Origin of the sequence: Candidatus Phyllobacterium onerii (genome assembly GCF_028331445.1) — a bacterium.
Classification (GTDB): domain Bacteria; phylum Pseudomonadota; class Alphaproteobacteria; order Rhizobiales; family Rhizobiaceae; genus Phyllobacterium; species Phyllobacterium onerii.
Genome location: NZ_JAQMHX010000001.1, coordinates 144,945 through 160,477 on the forward strand (window position 1 = coordinate 144,945; position 15,533 = coordinate 160,477).

Sequence of the window (15,533 nt, forward strand, 5' to 3'; positions counted from 1 at the left end):
TTTTTTGCATTCATCAGGCGTTGGCTGGGTCCAATACACGCGGGGGTATCTAGGTGGGGAATGTTCGCCGGGCATATTTTATGGCGGCCTTGGAACAATATTCACAGGTGATTGTCAGCATATCGATGATTGCCGTTCTGTCTCGTCTACTGGACAGCACGGAGATCGGGCTTGCGGTCATCGGCCTAGGGATAGGAACCATTGCGTTCAATTTCCGAGAGTTCGTGACATCGGAATATCTCATTCAACGCGAAGATGTTTCGGAAGAAGATATTCGCACTGGCTTTACTCTTATATTCGGCTTCTCCGTTGCGATCGGCTCGTTTCTTATTCTCCTGGCTCACTGGTTCGCGGGTTTTTATTCCGCGGCCGGCCTTAGCGGATTCGTCTGTGTTCTGGCAATTTCCGGTGTGATTGATGCACCAGTCAGTACCATCGCTGCACTGCTGCGCCGGGATATGGAATTTGGCAACCTCACACGCATCAACGCACTAGGGAGCATTGTCAACGCCCTGGTAACGATCGCGTTTGCATGGTTCGGCTTTGGCTTTATGAGTTTTGCCTGGGGAACACTGGCATCTGCATTGGTCAGAATGGTTCTTGGGTTCCATGCTCGACCGATCTTCTGGATGTTCAATCCTCGACTGAAAGGCTGGCACGAATTCTTCGTTTTCGGTGGCTATAAGGGTGCTTCGACCGTTCTCGACAGGACATATGAGGCGCTGCCCCAGCTGGTGCTGGGGCGCATCATGCCAATGACGGCCGTCGGTCTCTTCAACCGCGCGAATGTTGTCTGCGGACTCCCCGACAAGATATTGCTGTCCGCGATCTTTTCGGTCGCATTTCCGGCTTTTGCAGCCGAAGCCAGAGCGCAACGAAGCGTCAAGGACGCCTATCTGAAAATCATCGGCTATATTACGGCACTCTATTGGCCAGCCGTTCTCGTCGTTGCTATTCTTGCGCATCCGATAGTGCATGTTGCGCTCGGGCAGGCATGGGATGCTGCAGTTCCGCTTGTGCAAATCCTGTCAGTCGCGGCCCTCTTCTGGTTTCCTAATATACTGACGTTTCCGGTATTGGTTGCGCTTGGCGCGAACCGGGAAGCGTTTCGAGCAAATTTTATCGGACGAGGCATGTCGATAATTGTCATCTGTACCGCAAGCTTCTTTGGATTGTATGCGCTGGTGCTAAGTCAATTCATCGCCCTGCCGTTCCAAATGCTAGTTTCGCTCACCTATGTTCGCCGGCATGCGCCATTCCACTGGCAGGAGTTGTTCGCCATACTCGCCAAAAGTGCGGTCGTAACCCTCGGGGGGATTTTGGGACCGCTGGGTGTTCTTGCCGCTCATGGCTTTGCGTTTGATCTTTCCATTCTACAGGCACTTGTTGCCGGCCTATTTTCGGCAATCGGTTGGGTGGCGGCTCTGGTCATAGTCAAGCATCCATTCCTCGAAGAGCTTGTCCGAATTGTCGGACTGTTTGCGCCGCGGCTTCTGCCGAACAAGCAGGGAGTGCCTGCCGAATGAATAATGCGAAGTTGTTGGAAGCGTGGGGATACATGCTGTGAAGTCCGTTGATGTTGTTATACCAAACTACAACTACGGCCGCTATTTGCGGGCGTGCGTTGATAGTGTGCTGTCGCAGGATATCGAGAAACTGCGCGTCCTGATCGTCGACAACGCGTCAACCGACGACAGTCCGGAAGTCGCGCGAGAGCTAGCCGCGATGGATCCGAGGGTCGAGTTGCGGCTGCACGAAACAAATCTGGGTCCGCACGCGTCGTTCAACGAGGGGATCGACTGGGCGGAATCGGATTATTTCCTGATATTGTGTTCGGATGATTTTTTGGTACCGGGCGCGCTCAACCGTGCCGTCACAATCATGGAAGAAAATCCCGATATTGCTTATACCTATGGTCGGGATGTGGACATCCAGGGCGACTCCCCGATTCCCAGCATAGCGGGGCAGCAGACACAACCACCGTATCGGCTCGATACCAGCCGTTCTTTCATCGAGCGCTTCTGTCGGTTAGGGGTTTTCCAGATACCCGGACCGTCGATTGTCATAAGGACCAGCGTGCAAAAACGCACCGGTTACTATCGCACGGAGCTTCCGCACAGCGACGATTACGACGTGTGGCTACGCTTGGCGCTACACGGCAGTGTAGCCGAGCTCGATTGCATCCAGGCGGGCATTCGCACGCACGGCACAAATCGTTCCAGCGATTTGTGGGCGCGTCAGATCTTGCATATTTTGCACACTGCCGATGCGGCCGAATGCTTTTTCGCGCATGAGGGTGGCGAAATGCCCGACGCCAAATATCTGCATCGCCTCGCGCGCCGAGGCCTCGCTGAGCGTGCCTACTGGTCGGCGATCTCCCATCTTCTTCGCGGAGAAAAGGGTGTGGGCGAGTTGTTGAAGCTCGCTTTCCGCTGGCGTCCTGTAACAGCGTTTCTGCCACCTGTCGGATATCTGCTCCAAAGGCCCGATACACTGCGTCGCCTCCAGCGCCTCGTCGACATGTGGGCGCGTGGAACGAAACGTTTCAGGATTGGGGAAGCTGGCTCACGTCCCTGATTTCGCCCCGCTGTTCTGCAATTTCAAACAGAGTTGCATGAATGGTGGCTTCTTGCTCGGCCAGTTGCGCCCGGAAGCCGGCGACGCCTTTTTTCACTTCCAATACAAGACGTGCACGATCGGCCAGCATTTTCTCAACTTGGGATTTCAAGACTTCGACGTCGAATGTTTCGACGTAGTGGCAATATTCTTCAAGGCCGGTTGCACTAAGCAGCGCGTCGTTTTTTGACGAGTAGGCTAGTGAGATCACCGGGCGGCCCATTCGCAGCGCACAGACGACATTGTGGTAGCGCGTTGCAACGACGATATCGGTATGCGCGATTTGCGCCATCACGTCGTGTAGGGAGGTCATCTCCTCCGCGACAATATGCTTGCTGCCACTATTGGCCTCATTCTCGGGAAACATCTTCATGATGTCGACAACGGCCCGACGATCAACGATATCTCCAGTCAACAATCTTACGTTCAGTCCGCGCTCCTGCAGCCAGGAAATGAATTCGGCAATTTTGTCCAAATACGTGCGATATATGGCCTCTCCGTCTTCGTCGGCTTTCTTCCAACCGTAATAAGCCATTACGCCAACCCCAACGTAGACCGCAGTCGGGTTCTCACGACTGGATTCCGCTGCGGCAGGAAGACCAAAAGCGAGATCGGCGCTAAGTGGATCGCGACTAACGTCAAAACCGATGCTCTTCATAAAATCTCGCGATAGTTTATCGCGATAGGAACGGTAGTGTGCCATCCGCGCTCCGGTTTTCAAGAACAGGCGGCTCAGAGGCAGTCTGATTGGTCCGGCGCCGATGCTGACGAAGGCAATGCGCATGCGGTTCAGTCTGGCGGCTAAACACCACCTGAGGATCACGAATGGCCAGCCAAATGCGGTCTCCTGAAAATCGTCCAGTATCCCTGTTCCTGGGATAATCATCAGATCCAGCCCATTGAGCTGAGCGAGGATGGTATAGAATCCGATCACTTGTCGGGGAATATCACCGAGTATTCGATTGAAGCGATTGAACCAGCGGCCTCTCGCGACAATTACGCGGATGCTTATTGCTTCAATATTATATTTTTTCGCAATGGCCTCCGGATTGGAACAAATGCAGAGGAGCTCCGCGTCGACCTTTGACGAACGCAGAAAGTCCAGCATGGCTTCAAGTGAGCCGTCATTACCCGTATTTCCGCTGCCGAACTGACCCAGCAAGGCGATTTTCATCCAAGGCCTCTCAATCGACCTGTTTGATTTGGTACAGGACAACGCTTCATTACAATGACTCGATTCAAGCTGTCGGACGCGCCCGCAGACGCGAGCCGATCTACTTGTCACTTTGATCTTGCTGCCATCTGCTGACAAACGACACATGGCCATTGGAATATCAGCAACAACCGAACGACGAGGGTTCTCCTCCAAAAGGCTGCACCTATTACCCTTCACGGCGCATTCTGCTCTGTAGGCTTCTGGCTCTATGATGATTCAATTGGGGTTTCGGCGGCAGGCGTCGGGACAGTTTGAGGTCAATTCCCATGAAGTTCGCGTACTTTGTTCGTCCGCACCTCGGCGGCACCTACACCGTGTTCAAGCAATTGCGCAAAGGTTTGGCAATGCACGGGATAGACGTGCATTGGCTCGGGTTCGGCGATCCTCTATTACCAGAATGGCAATCTGAGACGGCCTTCGGCACCATGGTGGATGCGAGTGAGGCGGCAGATGAACAGGAACAGGCGAGATTGGTCGCTTCTGCTGTACAGAATGGTGGATTCGATGGCGTATTCGTCAACGTTCTGACTGAACGCATCCAGATGAACATCGCGCGCTACTTGCCTGCCGATATCATGCGCATCATGATCGTTCACAATATCACTCCGGGAACCTATGCGGCGGCTGTAGCGATCAAGGATCACGTCCACGCTACGATTGGCGTATCAGAGCGCTGTTGCCACGATCTGATAGAGAAGTACAGATTTGACAAGGAACGCACGTTTGTAATCGCCAACGCTATCGATATCGAACCATTCACGGCTCTCAAACGCGTTTCTCACGGGACACATGGCCTTAAAATGCTTTCTCTCGGCCGTATTGAGGACGCGTCCAAGGGTGTATTCTGGCTGCCCGGTATTATGGATAACTCGCCCGCATCGGTGAGCCTGACGATTGCTGGCAATGGACCAGACTTTGAGCAACTGAAAAGAAAGCTGTCCCATCACAAAGAGAGGGTAACCTTTCTAGGGGCGATTCAACCGGATCGCATTCCACAACTGTTGTTCGATCACGATGTTCTGATCATGCCGTCCCGGTTCGAGGGCTACCCGATGACCCTTATCGAGGCGATGGCTTCAGGGTGCGTGCCAATTGTTTCGCTTATACAAGGTGTGACGGATACTATCGTTGCTGATAAGAAAAGCGGCTTTCTTTTTCCGGTCGGTGACTATGCTGAGGCAGCACGGATAATCTCAAAGCTCAATGTCGATCCAGCTAAACTCGCCAGCGCTTCGTTTGCGGCGACAGAGGCAGCCGAACATGCATTCACTTTCGAAGGAATGGCCAAGCGATATTATCACGTCATTGATCGTGTTGTTGCCACGAGGCCAGCTATAGCCGCTCCGCTTGATCTGAATGACTGGGCGTTCCCGCGCGGGCTTCGTTCCGGCTTGCGTACTTACGTGCCACGTCCGGTGAAAAACTGGTTGCGTGTCATGAGAGAGCGGTACCCCTATACGCCTTTTGGCTCTTTCTCGTAACTGAATTGCCGAAGTGAAAATATGGCCTAAAACCCCCATAGTTTCGCTCAGCGTTTTATCGCCAGCTGTGCTGGCCGACATGTCGAGAAGGTTGGGCAGATGACAGAGTTTATCAACAATTTCGAGGAATCAAGCCGCCTCCGCGCACTTGCCCACCATGTAATTCCCGGGGGGGCACATACCTATGCCAAGGGTGACGATCAATATCCGCAGCTATCGCCGGGCTTCATAGCCAGAGGTTTCGGTAGCCACGTGTGGGATGTCGATGGCAATGAGTACATAGAATACGGAATGGGAAACCGTTCCGTTGGGCTAGGCCACGCATACGCTCCCGTTCTGGAGGCAGCGACACGTCAGTTGCAGCTCGGCTGCAATTTCACCCGCCCCGCCGATATAGAAGTGGAATGTGCTGAAACCTTTCTCGAGACCATCCCCGGTGCGGAGATGGTGAAGTTTTGCAAAGATGGATCGGATGCAACATCCGGCGCGGTCCGGTTGGCAAGAGCGGTAACCGGGCGAGATATGATCGCACGCTGCGGTGATCATCCATTTTTTTCGACAGACGACTGGTTCATCGGTGACACCGAGATGAATGCAGGCATCCCTGATGCCGTGCAGAAGCTCACCGTCAGTTTCAAATACGATGACCTCGATAGCGTACGCGCGCTGTTCAACAGGTTTCCGGGGAAAATCGCAGCGCTAATCCTTGAGCCGTCGCGCGGTGATGACCCGAAGAATAATTTCCTTCATGCGGTGCGTGACCTTTGCCACAGCAACGGAGCCTTGTTTATCCTGGACGAAATGATCACAGGCTTTCGTTGGCACAAAGGTGGCGCTCAGCAGCTGTATCGCATCGAGCCCGATTTGTCCTGTTTCGGCAAAGCACTGGGTAATGGATTCTCAGTCTCTGCGCTTGCTGGCAAACGCGAATACATGGAACTTGGTGGGCTTGAACAAACGGCTAGTCCGCGCGTGTTCCTGCTTTCCACAACTCATGGCGCAGAAACGCATGCATTGGCAGCCGCCATTGCCACGATGCGCATCTATCAAGATGAGCCCGTCATCGAACACTTGCACCGTCAAGGTGACGCTCTGCGAACGGGCATAACTCAAGTTGTCGCTCGTCACAGTCTTAATGAATATTTCCGGGTCACCGGCCGATCCTGCTGCCTCGCTTATGCGACGCTGGATCAAGCCAAGTCACCGTCTCAAGCATTCCGGACGTTGTTCCTGCAGGAGACCATCAAGCGGGGCGTGCTTATGCCGTCGCTGGTAGTCAGCTATACGCACAGCGATGAAGACGTTGCGCGCACGCTCGACGCCGTCGATGGGGCGCTTGGTATCTACAAGCAGGCTCTCGAGAACGGTGTTGACAACTATCTCGTAGGCAAGCCATCGCAAGTCGTATTCCGGCGTTTTAACAGACCGCCGGCCGCCGAACGCGCGCTGGAACTAGCGGGCAATGCCTGACTGGGCCGAAAAAAGATTCTTCTGGCTGTTTCTTGTATCGGCGATGTGTTGCTCGTTCGTCGCCCAAGCGCAGCAGCCGGCCTTTCCCCTGCAGATATCCGAAAACCATCGCTATCTCCAGGACGCATCAGGTCGCCCCTTTCTCCTGACAGGCGATACCGCGTGGTCGTTGATTGGAGACTTGTCGCGCGAGGACGCGGACATGTATCTCGCCAATCGTCAGAGTCGAGGTTTTAACACGATACTGGTTTCACTGATCGAGCATCGCTTTAGTCGAAATGCACCACAAAACTACTATAGACATGCTCCGTTTGCTTCCGGTGGAAACTTCACAAAGCCAAACGAGGCTTATTTTGCCGATGCAGACTGGATTCTGGAACGCGCTCGAGAACGGGGATTTCTGGTTCTTTTGACACCAGCGTACCTTGGAACAAATGGCGGTGACGAGGGCTGGTATCAGGAAATGCACGATGCGGGTGCGGATGCACTCAGATCATACGGGCGTTATCTCGGCCAGCGCTACCGCCACTTCGATAATATTATCTGGGTTCAGGGGGGCGATTGGGACCCGCCCACAAAAACCTTGGTGGATGCTCTTGCACAGGGAATCAAGGAGACAAATCCTGAAGCCCTCCAAACGGTGCATGCGGGGCGGGACACGGATGTCCTTCACAATTGGGACGAAAAATGGCTCGGCCTCGATACGATTTATACCTATGGTGATGCCCGCACTGCCACTCTGAGACGCTATCTTTCGGGACAAACTCGCCCGTTCTTTTTCATCGAAGGCTTATATGAAGGAGAGCACAACACAACCCAACAAATCATTCGGGAGATCGCGTATGGCGCAATTCTTTCAGGAGCCGCCGGCCAGGTGTTTGGCAATAATCCGGTCTGGCATTTTGCTGGTCCGGCTCTTTTCCCACGCCCGGTAACCTGGCAGAAAGCCCTTTCCAGCCGCGGTGCCCAAAGTATGAGTCATCTCAAGGCGTTCTTCGACGCTATCGCCTGGTGGACGCTCGAACCAGAGCAGGGGAAACTTCTCGTCGCGCCGGATCCACCGCTTCCCGGGTATGTTATTGGCAGTCGCTCGGCGAAGGGTAACCTTGCAGTGATCTACCTGTCCGACCGGAGCAGCGTCATCCTCGACAAAGCAGCGCTAGCGCCAACAAAGCAACATGCTCGCTGGTTTGATCCTTCATCCGGGCAATTCAGTGAAGCGGTCGCGAAAATTGACCCCAAGGCAAACACCATCGCATTCGAGTCCCCACAGGCACAAAATTTGGCGGGTTCTTCGGACTGGCTCCTTCTGCTGAGCGATACCGACTGAGTGCGTCAGCGTTCAGGCGATTGCATCGGACAAAAGGCGTAGCACATTTGCCGAAAGTGTAGTTCGTATCGATGATGATCCTCCGAACTCCTCTCTCGCCGTTCTGCCCGCCCGCAAGTACCGTTTACCAGAAAAACATCTATGCGTAGAAGGACGATACACAATGAAAGTACTTGTGACAGGGCATCGCGGTTATATTGGAACGGTCATGGCGCCTTTCCTGATGAAAGCCGGCCATGAGGTTCACGGCTACGACGCCGAGCTCTATCGCAGTTGTTCCTACGCCCCAGGGGGCCCCATCGCCGACATTCCCGCGGTCTGCAAGGACGTACGTGACGTGACGGTAAGCGACCTCAAAGGCTTCGACGCTATTATTCATCTCGCGGCATTGTCGAATGATCCGCTCAGCAATCTCAATCCGGATATCACCTATGAAATCAACCATCGCGGCAGCGTGAAATTTGCTGAAACGGCAAAGAAGGCTGGAGTTTCCCGGTTTCTCTTTGCTTCGTCATGCAGCAACTACGGCAAGTCGGGCGAGGGCATGATAGACGAGACCGGACAGCTCAATCCCGTTACGGCCTATGGCTCGTCCAAAGTGCTCGCCGAGAAAGACATTGCAAAGCTCGCCGACGACAATTTTACACCTGTCTATTTGAGGCCTGCGACCGCATATGGTCTGTCTCCGATGCTGCGATTTGATATTGTCCTGAATAATCTTGTCGCTTGGGCGGTCACTGAAGGTGTCATCCTGCTGAAATCCGATGGGTCGCCCTGGCGTCCGATCGTCCACATCGAAGATATTTCGCGCGCTTTCCTCGCTGCTATGGAAGCGCCCAAGGACAAGGTACACAACGAAGCATTTAATGTAGGTCAGTCGGCGCATAATTACCGCATTCGGGAAATTGCAGAGATCGTGGCGCAGGTCGTGCCCGGTTGCCGGCTTGAATTTGCAGATGATGCGGGTCCAGACACGCGTTCTTATCGTGTAAGTTTCGAAAAAATCGCCCGGGTTCTGCCAGCATTCAAACCGGTCTGGGATGCCAAGGCCGGTGCAGAGCAGTTGCATGCGGCTTACATGAGTGCCGGATTGACCCTCCAGGAATTCGAGGGTCCTCGTTATCAACGCATCAGCAACATCCGGAAGTCGCTGGACGAGGGCACGTTGAACCAGAGCCTACGCCGTATTCCATCGTCATCTCGGCATCCGGCCTTGGCCGATGCCGTCATATGACCATCCGTGTCTGCCATGAACAGCTTTATGGTATCGTTTGATACGATCAGGACGACGGGCGACGTCGAGGTTGATGTGGGGATCCGCATCTACGCGCTCGCCGCCCGGCTTTTTCCGATCTGCCGAAGCATAACCGGGGACGGCGTGCGTGAAACGCTACAAATCCTCGGCCAGCATGTCGATCTGACACAATACGAGGTCCCGACCGGGACGCAGGTGCTTGATTGGACAGTGCCCCAGGAATGGAATATCCGCGACGCCTATATCAAGGACCCATCTGGCCGGAAGGTTCTCGACTTCGCTGACAATAATCTGCACGTCCTGGGATACAGCGCGGCTGCGCGGCAGACGATGCCCCTCAGCGAACTTAAATCCCATATCCATTCCTTGCCCGAACAGCCGGACCTTATTCCCTACAGAACGTCTTACTACAGCGAGCAATGGGGCCTGTGCATGGCGCACAACGAACTCCTTCAGTTGCAGGACGGTGAATACGAAGTTCTGATTGATTCCGAGAAGCGTGACGGACATTTGACCTATGGCGAATATGTCCACAAGGGTCAGTCAGATAGAGATGTGCTGCTTTCCGCCCATATCTGTCATCCATCACTGGCCAATGATAATTGCTCCGGCCTGGCACTATTGGCTTGTCTGGCCAAAGCGTTACGTACACGCAAAACACGCTACAATTATCGCTTCCTTTTCGCGCCCGGAACGATCGGTGCGCTCACGTGGCTTGCCGGCAATGAAGACAAAATATCCCGGATCGACCATGGACTGATCGTTTCTTGTGTCGGCGATGGCGGCGGACCCAACTACAAGCGAAGCCGTCGGGGCAATACCCTCATCGATCAGGCAATGCAGTACGTGCTGAACGCGGACGGCAGACAGGGTAAGATTAGCGATTTCAGCCCTTACGGCTATGATGAACGCCAATACTGTTCGCCCGGATTCAATCTCCCGGTTGGGCTGTTCCAACGGAGTGCCTTTGGAACATTTCCTGAATATCACACATCTGCTGACAATCTGGATTTCATCTCGCCGGAGCATCTGGGCTCGTCCTATCGGATGATCATGGATGCGATCGATATATTGGAGATGAACTGGACGCCGATTAATCTTTTCCCGAAAGGCGAGCCTCAACTGGGCAGGCGTGGTCTTTATTCTGCACTAGGTGGCGACAAGTCTGCCGGAGAAACCGCCATGGGGTACCTTTGGGTGCTCAATCTGGCAGATGGCAATCACACGCTGCTCGATATCGCACAGAAATCCAACATGTCCTTCCGCGATATCGCCCGTGCCGCGCAGTTGCTGCTCGCAAACGGCCTGCTTGCCGAGGCGCCGGAACAAGATCAGGCGGGTGAGGCGTCCAGCAGCGGCCAAGCTTGATCTTTGTCAGACAGGACGGTTGGCTTCGCTGGCCAGTCGATTGCAAATGCCCGATCATTCCACCTAACACCGGTCGAGGCCTGCGGATTGTAAAACTCCGATATGAGATAGGAGACAGTCGCGTCGTCGCGCAGCGTCTGGAAACCGTGCGCAAATCCCTTCGGAATATAGAGCTGGCGGCAATTGCTGTCGGAAAGTTCGTAGGCAGCCCAACGCCGGTAGTTAGGCGAGTGAGGACGAAGATCGATGATGACGTCCAGGATGGCGCCCCTTATGCAGGAAACGATCTTCACCTCAGCGTGCGGTGCCGTCTGAAAGTGCATACCTCGCAGAGTATGTTTGGTTACCGAATGCGACATGCTGTGCTGAACAAATGTTGTTTCGAGTCCATGTTCTCTGAACTCGTCTACGCAAAACGTTCGTGCGAAGGATCCGCGTGCATCCGAGAGTGGAACCGTCTCGACAAGCCATGCACCATTCAGTTCTGTCTCGGTAAATCTCATTCTGTTCGCCTCATTTCGACCATTTCTGAACGGCCAATTTTGTCAAACTCCGCGTACACGCGAAAGTCACAATAAGACGTAGGCCACTCATCGCCGATGTTCCTGCCACGTGGATTGAACGCTTGCGGAGCGGCAAGGGCCACACTCCGTTTGACGGACACCATATGGAGACGTTCCACCGTTCGGATGAGCCCACTGATCGCATTGTCATATCGCCCGCGCGTGTTGAAGGCCGTAACTTCATAGCCTGAGGATGCCGCTTGTCCCGAGAATCTCATGCGGACAGGGGAACACACGTGGTGATCAGGAGCCAAGGCATGAATATTCAAACCAGTACTCTCTTATTGGCGAATCGCCCAAGCGACAAAAAACATTCCTGTCGCCTGTGCGGCACCGGTTTGAAGTACACTTTCATCGATCTCGGAATGTCGCCTCCCTGTGAGAGCTTTGTTCCGCGCGAACTGATCGATTCTATGGAAGCATACTATCCGCTCCACGCTTACGTTTGCGAAGAGTGCCTGCTGGTGCAATTAAGCGAATATGTCAGCCCGCAGGCCATTTTTGAAGAGTACGCGTATTTCTCTTCCTATTCCACCAGCTGGGTCGCGCATGCGAAGAAATACTGCCATCAGATGGCCGAGCAACTCCAGCTTGGTCGTGACAGTCTTGTCGTCGAGCTCGCCAGCAATGACGGTTACCTGCTTCAGCACTTCCTTCCGTTGAACATTCCCGTGCTAGGCGTCGAGCCGGCGGCCAATGTTGCCAAGGTTGCTATTGAGAAGGGTATCCCGACACGCGTTGAATTCTTCGGTGAAAAATATGCTCAGGCGCTGGTGAATGAAGGACTGCGCGCAGACCTCATCGCCGGCAATAACGTACTGGCGCAGGTACCGGACCTCAACGATTTCGTCGCCGGCATGAAAATCCTGTTGAAGCCCGAAGGTGTTATCACCCTGGAGTTTCCTCATATCGAGAAACTGATCGCCGAAAACCAGTTTGACACGATCTATCACGAGCACTTTTCTTATTTCTCACTTCTCACCATCGAACTTATGGCCGAACGGCATGAGTTGAAGGTCATCGACGTAGAGGAACTCGGTACGCATGGTGGCTCGTTGCGCGTTCACCTCGCGCATGCGGCTAGCGAGCGTCCGACTCAGCCAAGTGTGGCCCGAGTTGTGAAGAATGAGATCGATGCAGGCCTCGACAGGATCGAGATATACACCTCGTTCGTAGAGAATGCCCGCCAGGTAAAGCGTGAGCTTCTATCTTTCCTGATTGAAGCAAAAAAGGCCGGCAAGACCATCTGCGGATATGGCGCACCCGGTAAGGGCAACACGCTGCTTAATTATTGCGGTATCGGAACCGATTTTCTCGATTTCACCGTGGACCGGAATCCCTACAAGCACGGCCGCTACACACCTGGCATGCATATTCCGATCGAACCCGTTGAAGCCATCGATCTGGTGAAACCAGACTACATCCTGATCCTGCCTTGGAATCTCAAGGACGAGATCGTTGCACAAATGCGGCATGTCCAGGAATGGGGCGCAAAATTCGTTGTTCCCATTCCAGGTGTCGCCGTCATCGACCCGAAGGAGCTCAAGCCATGAAAGTTGTTCTGTTCTGTGGTGGCATGGGCACCCGCATCCGCGAATATTCGGAAAACGTTCCAAAACCCATGATCCCGCTTGGCTCTCAACCGATCCTGCGGCATGTCATGCAGTACTATGCCGACTATGGACATGATGATTTCATCCTTTGCCTTGGCTACAAAGCCAACGTAGTCAAGGACTTTTTCCTCAATTGCCGCCCGCAGACGTTCTCGGACTGTGTGGTCACGGGTGATGGCAATGTCGAGGTGCTGGGTGAGTCGCAAAAAGATTGGCGTATTTCCCTGATCGACACGGGTATCTGGCGCAACATCGGCGAGCGCCTCTGGGCGGTACGCAATCAAGTCCGAAACGAAAAGATATTTCTCGCCAACTATAGTGACGGCCTGAGCAATGTCGATCTGGACGACATGATAGAAAAGTTTGAAGCCAGCGGCAAAATCGCATGCTTTCTTGCCGTTCGTCCGCCACTTACTTATCATCTGGCGGACATAGCCGAAGATGGACGTGTGCGCGAGTTCCGCTCCTCTGACCGTTCCGACATCTGGATAAATGGTGGTTACTTCCTCTTCCGCGGCGAGATATTCGATTATATGCGGGAATCCGAGGAACTCGTACTCGAACCCTTCAGCCGGCTCATCGCAGATGACATGCTGATGGCCTACAAGCACGAAGGCTTCTGGCGTTCAATGGATACACTGCGCGATTGGCAGGCTCTCCAGGAAATGGTTGAGCGCGGTGAAATGCCTTGGACAGCTCATGGCGCACTGAAAGACGGCTCCAACATCCGTTTGGTCAAGGCGTTATGAAGCAATTGCCTTTGGCGAGACGCGGAGAGCGTCTTTCTGTCCTTTGCCTGGGAGCGCATTCGGACGATATCGAAATAGGTGCAGGGGGGACGATCCTGCGTCTTATTGCCGATGGTGTTCTGCTTGATGTACATTGGTGTGTGCTAAGCGCACCCGGGATCCGTGCGGGTGAAGCAAATGCTTCAGCTGTTGCTTTTCTTGAAGGCGCCGTCACGAGCAATATCGAACTTGCCGAGTTTGAAGACAGCTATTTCCCCAGCCAGTCCCGCGAGATCAAACAATGGCTCAATGCTGTACGCGAACGCGTCTCACCCGACGTGATTTTCACGCACTCGCGCGACGACGGCCACCAGGATCACAGGGAGGTGAACCGCCTGACAACCAATGTCTTCCGCAATCATTTTGTGCTCGAATATGAAATTCCAAAATGGGACGGGGATCTCATGCAGCACAACACCTATATGCCCTTGCCGTCCAGGATCATGGACCGGAAGACCGAACTTCTTCTCGAGCACTTCGGGACGCAGCGCTCGAAAGACTGGTTCGATGAATTGACATTCAAAGGCCTGGCCCGACTACGGGGCATGGAATGCCGTGCTGAAGAGCGCTTTGCCGAAGCCTTCACAAATCGCAAGTTGGCCTTGACTATAGGATAACCCTCGGTCACTCGCGCCGCTCTGCATTCAAACATGCAGGATGCCGTTCTTCCCTCCTGACCACATTTTAGAATCTAACGAATCACGTGTTTAAAGCGATGCGAATCACTGCGTTCGCGTCGTTTACCGTTCTACGCAGCATAAATCCCAAGTATAAGCCTTTCTTTATATGTTTAGTTCGGCGGCAGATGCGGGGGAAACGAACTAATAGGCATCCTCGACGAATTAATCCAGCCTATGGGATCGGGCTATAGCTGGCTACACCGTCAAATTTTTTACCATCGAAGGAATTATAAGAGGATTAAAGACACTAACAAATAAAGAGCGTAAATTAATATTCGTGAAAAAGAAGTGCGGCTGGACGTGTTTAGGTGCGTTCAATAGATCAACTCGCAACAAAAGATAAAAATTGGGGTTAATACAATGGAGAATATTCATCCATCCCGTTTGGGCAACAATGAACAAGAGCCATATGATCGCGAGATCATTGTAAATAACAGCCAACAATCTAACGACAAATACAACGGTAATCGTCAATTCCAAAAATACAGTACAGAAGATTACTTGGCTATCGTCGACAAGCGCGCTTTGGAACGCGAATGTCTCGCTCAGGCTTTGATCAACCATCACATAGGCCTCAAAGTATTTACATTCGGTAGCCTGGAAGAATGGCAAGCCTCCAAAAAAGAACTATCCAATTTGCGCGCCGTGTTGATCAACACTGGCAATCGCACCCTGGACGATGCCAATCTAACTGCTGAAATCAGCGAGCTTGTCGCAACTTTCCAGACTGCAGCTGTCGTTGTCGTTGCCGACAATGATGATCTGACTTTTATTCTGAAGGCATTGGAACTCGGCGTTCGTGGATACATCCCGACAACGGTTGGTATCGAGATCTGCATGCAGGCAATTGAACTGGCAATCGCCGGTGGAAAGTTCGTACCGGCAAGTAGCGTTCTAACTTTGCGTAAGCTCCTTGGCGGCCGAAGCGACGAGTTTCGTCACATCACCACTTCGTTTACAGCACGGCAGTCCGCCGTTGCTGAGGGTCTTCGTCGTGGCAAGGCAAACAAGATCATCGCCTATGAGCTCAACCTCTGCGAAAGCACGGTAAAGGTCCATATTCGCAATATCATGAAGAAACTGGGTGCCACCAATCGGACGGAGGTTGCGTACAAAATTAGCGACATGATTCCGCATGAATCCAGATTCTGAA

13 protein-coding genes are annotated in these 15,533 nt (G+C 53.3%); 11 read left to right on the forward strand and 2 right to left on the reverse strand.

Annotation, left to right across the window (positions count from 1 at the left end; genetic code table 11):
* Positions 1 to 80 precede the first annotated feature (80 nt).
* On the forward strand, positions 81 to 1,526 hold the full coding sequence (locus PHA01_RS00740) for an oligosaccharide flippase family protein (protein WP_271892680.1): 1,446 nt from the start codon (positions 81 to 83) through the stop codon (positions 1,524 to 1,526).
* A gap of 37 nt (positions 1,527 to 1,563) precedes the next feature.
* Entirely contained in the window at positions 1,564 to 2,577 is a 1,014-nt protein-coding gene (locus PHA01_RS00745; protein ID WP_271892681.1) for a glycosyltransferase family 2 protein, read from the forward strand.
* Here the strand turns inward: PHA01_RS00745 and PHA01_RS00750 are convergent.
* Positions 2,546 to 3,985 (reverse strand): polysaccharide pyruvyl transferase family protein, encoded by a 1,440-nt coding sequence (locus PHA01_RS00750; protein WP_271892683.1) that lies wholly within the window; start codon positions 3,983 to 3,985, stop codon positions 2,546 to 2,548. The two genes, PHA01_RS00745 and PHA01_RS00750, sit on opposite strands and share 32 nt — an antisense overlap.
* Before the next feature lie 113 nt (positions 3,986 to 4,098).
* Between PHA01_RS00750 and PHA01_RS00755 the strand changes: the two genes are divergently transcribed.
* The 5 genes from PHA01_RS00755 to PHA01_RS00775 all read left to right on the forward strand — a co-directional run bounded on the left by PHA01_RS00755 (position 4,099) and on the right by PHA01_RS00775 (position 10,736).
* The gene (locus PHA01_RS00755) at positions 4,099 to 5,313 is read left to right on the forward strand and encodes a glycosyltransferase family 4 protein (protein ID WP_271892685.1); all 1,215 of its coding nucleotides are present in this window, start codon (positions 4,099 to 4,101) and stop codon (positions 5,311 to 5,313) included.
* A 99-nt stretch (positions 5,314 to 5,412) separates the two neighbouring features.
* Positions 5,413 to 6,783 carry a glutamate-1-semialdehyde 2,1-aminomutase gene (locus tag PHA01_RS00760; RefSeq protein WP_271892688.1) on the forward strand — a complete coding sequence of 457 codons (1,371 nt, stop codon included), beginning with the start codon at positions 5,413 to 5,415 and terminating at the stop codon, positions 6,781 to 6,783.
* A complete protein-coding gene (locus tag PHA01_RS00765) occupies positions 6,776 to 8,113 on the forward strand; it encodes a glycoside hydrolase family 140 protein (RefSeq protein WP_271892690.1) in 1,338 nt (445 codons plus the stop codon). Before PHA01_RS00760 ends, PHA01_RS00765 begins: the two co-directional genes overlap by 8 nt.
* Before the next feature lie 163 nt (positions 8,114 to 8,276).
* A complete protein-coding gene (locus tag PHA01_RS00770) occupies positions 8,277 to 9,347 on the forward strand; it encodes an NAD-dependent epimerase/dehydratase family protein (RefSeq protein WP_114428215.1) in 1,071 nt (356 codons plus the stop codon).
* Between the two features lie 27 nt (positions 9,348 to 9,374).
* Positions 9,375 to 10,736: a DUF4910 domain-containing protein gene (locus PHA01_RS00775; RefSeq protein WP_271893890.1), complete on the forward strand. Its 1,362-nt coding sequence runs from the start codon at positions 9,375 to 9,377 to the stop codon at positions 10,734 to 10,736.
* Here PHA01_RS00775 and rfbC read toward each other — a convergent pair.
* The gene (gene rfbC / locus PHA01_RS00780) at positions 10,700 to 11,239 is read right to left on the reverse strand and encodes a dTDP-4-dehydrorhamnose 3,5-epimerase (protein ID WP_271892694.1); all 540 of its coding nucleotides are present in this window, start codon (positions 11,237 to 11,239) and stop codon (positions 10,700 to 10,702) included. The genes PHA01_RS00775 and rfbC overlap by 37 nt on opposite strands.
* Before the next feature lie 317 nt (positions 11,240 to 11,556).
* Here rfbC and PHA01_RS00785 point away from each other — a divergent pair, with 317 nt between their 5' ends.
* From PHA01_RS00785 to PHA01_RS00800, 4 genes are all read left to right on the forward strand, one after another.
* Positions 11,557 to 12,852 carry a class I SAM-dependent methyltransferase gene (locus tag PHA01_RS00785; RefSeq protein WP_271892697.1) on the forward strand — a complete coding sequence of 432 codons (1,296 nt, stop codon included), beginning with the start codon at positions 11,557 to 11,559 and terminating at the stop codon, positions 12,850 to 12,852.
* The gene (locus PHA01_RS00790) at positions 12,849 to 13,661 is read left to right on the forward strand and encodes a sugar phosphate nucleotidyltransferase (protein WP_112526197.1); all 813 of its coding nucleotides are present in this window, start codon (positions 12,849 to 12,851) and stop codon (positions 13,659 to 13,661) included. Before PHA01_RS00785 ends, PHA01_RS00790 begins: the two co-directional genes overlap by 4 nt.
* On the forward strand, positions 13,658 to 14,317 hold the full coding sequence (locus PHA01_RS00795; RefSeq protein ID WP_271892701.1) for a PIG-L deacetylase family protein: 660 nt from the start codon (positions 13,658 to 13,660) through the stop codon (positions 14,315 to 14,317). Before PHA01_RS00790 ends, PHA01_RS00795 begins: the two co-directional genes overlap by 4 nt.
* 423 nt (positions 14,318 to 14,740) lie before the next feature.
* Positions 14,741 to 15,532 carry a response regulator transcription factor gene (locus tag PHA01_RS00800; protein WP_112526193.1) on the forward strand — a complete coding sequence of 264 codons (792 nt, stop codon included), beginning with the start codon at positions 14,741 to 14,743 and terminating at the stop codon, positions 15,530 to 15,532.
* Position 15,533: the final 1 nt, after the last annotated feature.

Excerpts from the sequence above, each read along its gene's own strand:
- PHA01_RS00800 (WP_112526193.1), top strand. The coding sequence starts at position 14,741 with ATGGAGAATATTCATCCATCCCGTTTGGGCAACAATGAACAAGAGCCA.
- PHA01_RS00795 (WP_271892701.1), top strand. The coding sequence starts at position 13,658 with ATGAAGCAATTGCCTTTGGCGAGACGCGGAGAGCGTCTTTCTGTCCTT.
- PHA01_RS00740 (WP_271892680.1), top strand. The coding sequence starts at position 81 with ATGGCGGCCTTGGAACAATATTCACAGGTGATTGTCAGCATATCGATG.
- PHA01_RS00775 (WP_271893890.1), top strand. The coding sequence starts at position 9,375 with ATGGTATCGTTTGATACGATCAGGACGACGGGCGACGTCGAGGTTGAT.
- PHA01_RS00785 (WP_271892697.1), top strand. The coding sequence starts at position 11,557 with ATGAATATTCAAACCAGTACTCTCTTATTGGCGAATCGCCCAAGCGAC.
- PHA01_RS00765 (WP_271892690.1), top strand. The coding sequence starts at position 6,776 with ATGCCTGACTGGGCCGAAAAAAGATTCTTCTGGCTGTTTCTTGTATCG.
- rfbC (WP_271892694.1), bottom strand. The coding sequence starts at position 11,239 with ATGAGATTTACCGAGACAGAACTGAATGGTGCATGGCTTGTCGAGACG.
- PHA01_RS00760 (WP_271892688.1), top strand. The coding sequence starts at position 5,413 with ATGACAGAGTTTATCAACAATTTCGAGGAATCAAGCCGCCTCCGCGCA.
- PHA01_RS00770 (WP_114428215.1), top strand. The coding sequence starts at position 8,277 with ATGAAAGTACTTGTGACAGGGCATCGCGGTTATATTGGAACGGTCATG.
- PHA01_RS00755 (WP_271892685.1), top strand. The coding sequence starts at position 4,099 with ATGAAGTTCGCGTACTTTGTTCGTCCGCACCTCGGCGGCACCTACACC.
- PHA01_RS00790 (WP_112526197.1), top strand. The coding sequence starts at position 12,849 with ATGAAAGTTGTTCTGTTCTGTGGTGGCATGGGCACCCGCATCCGCGAA.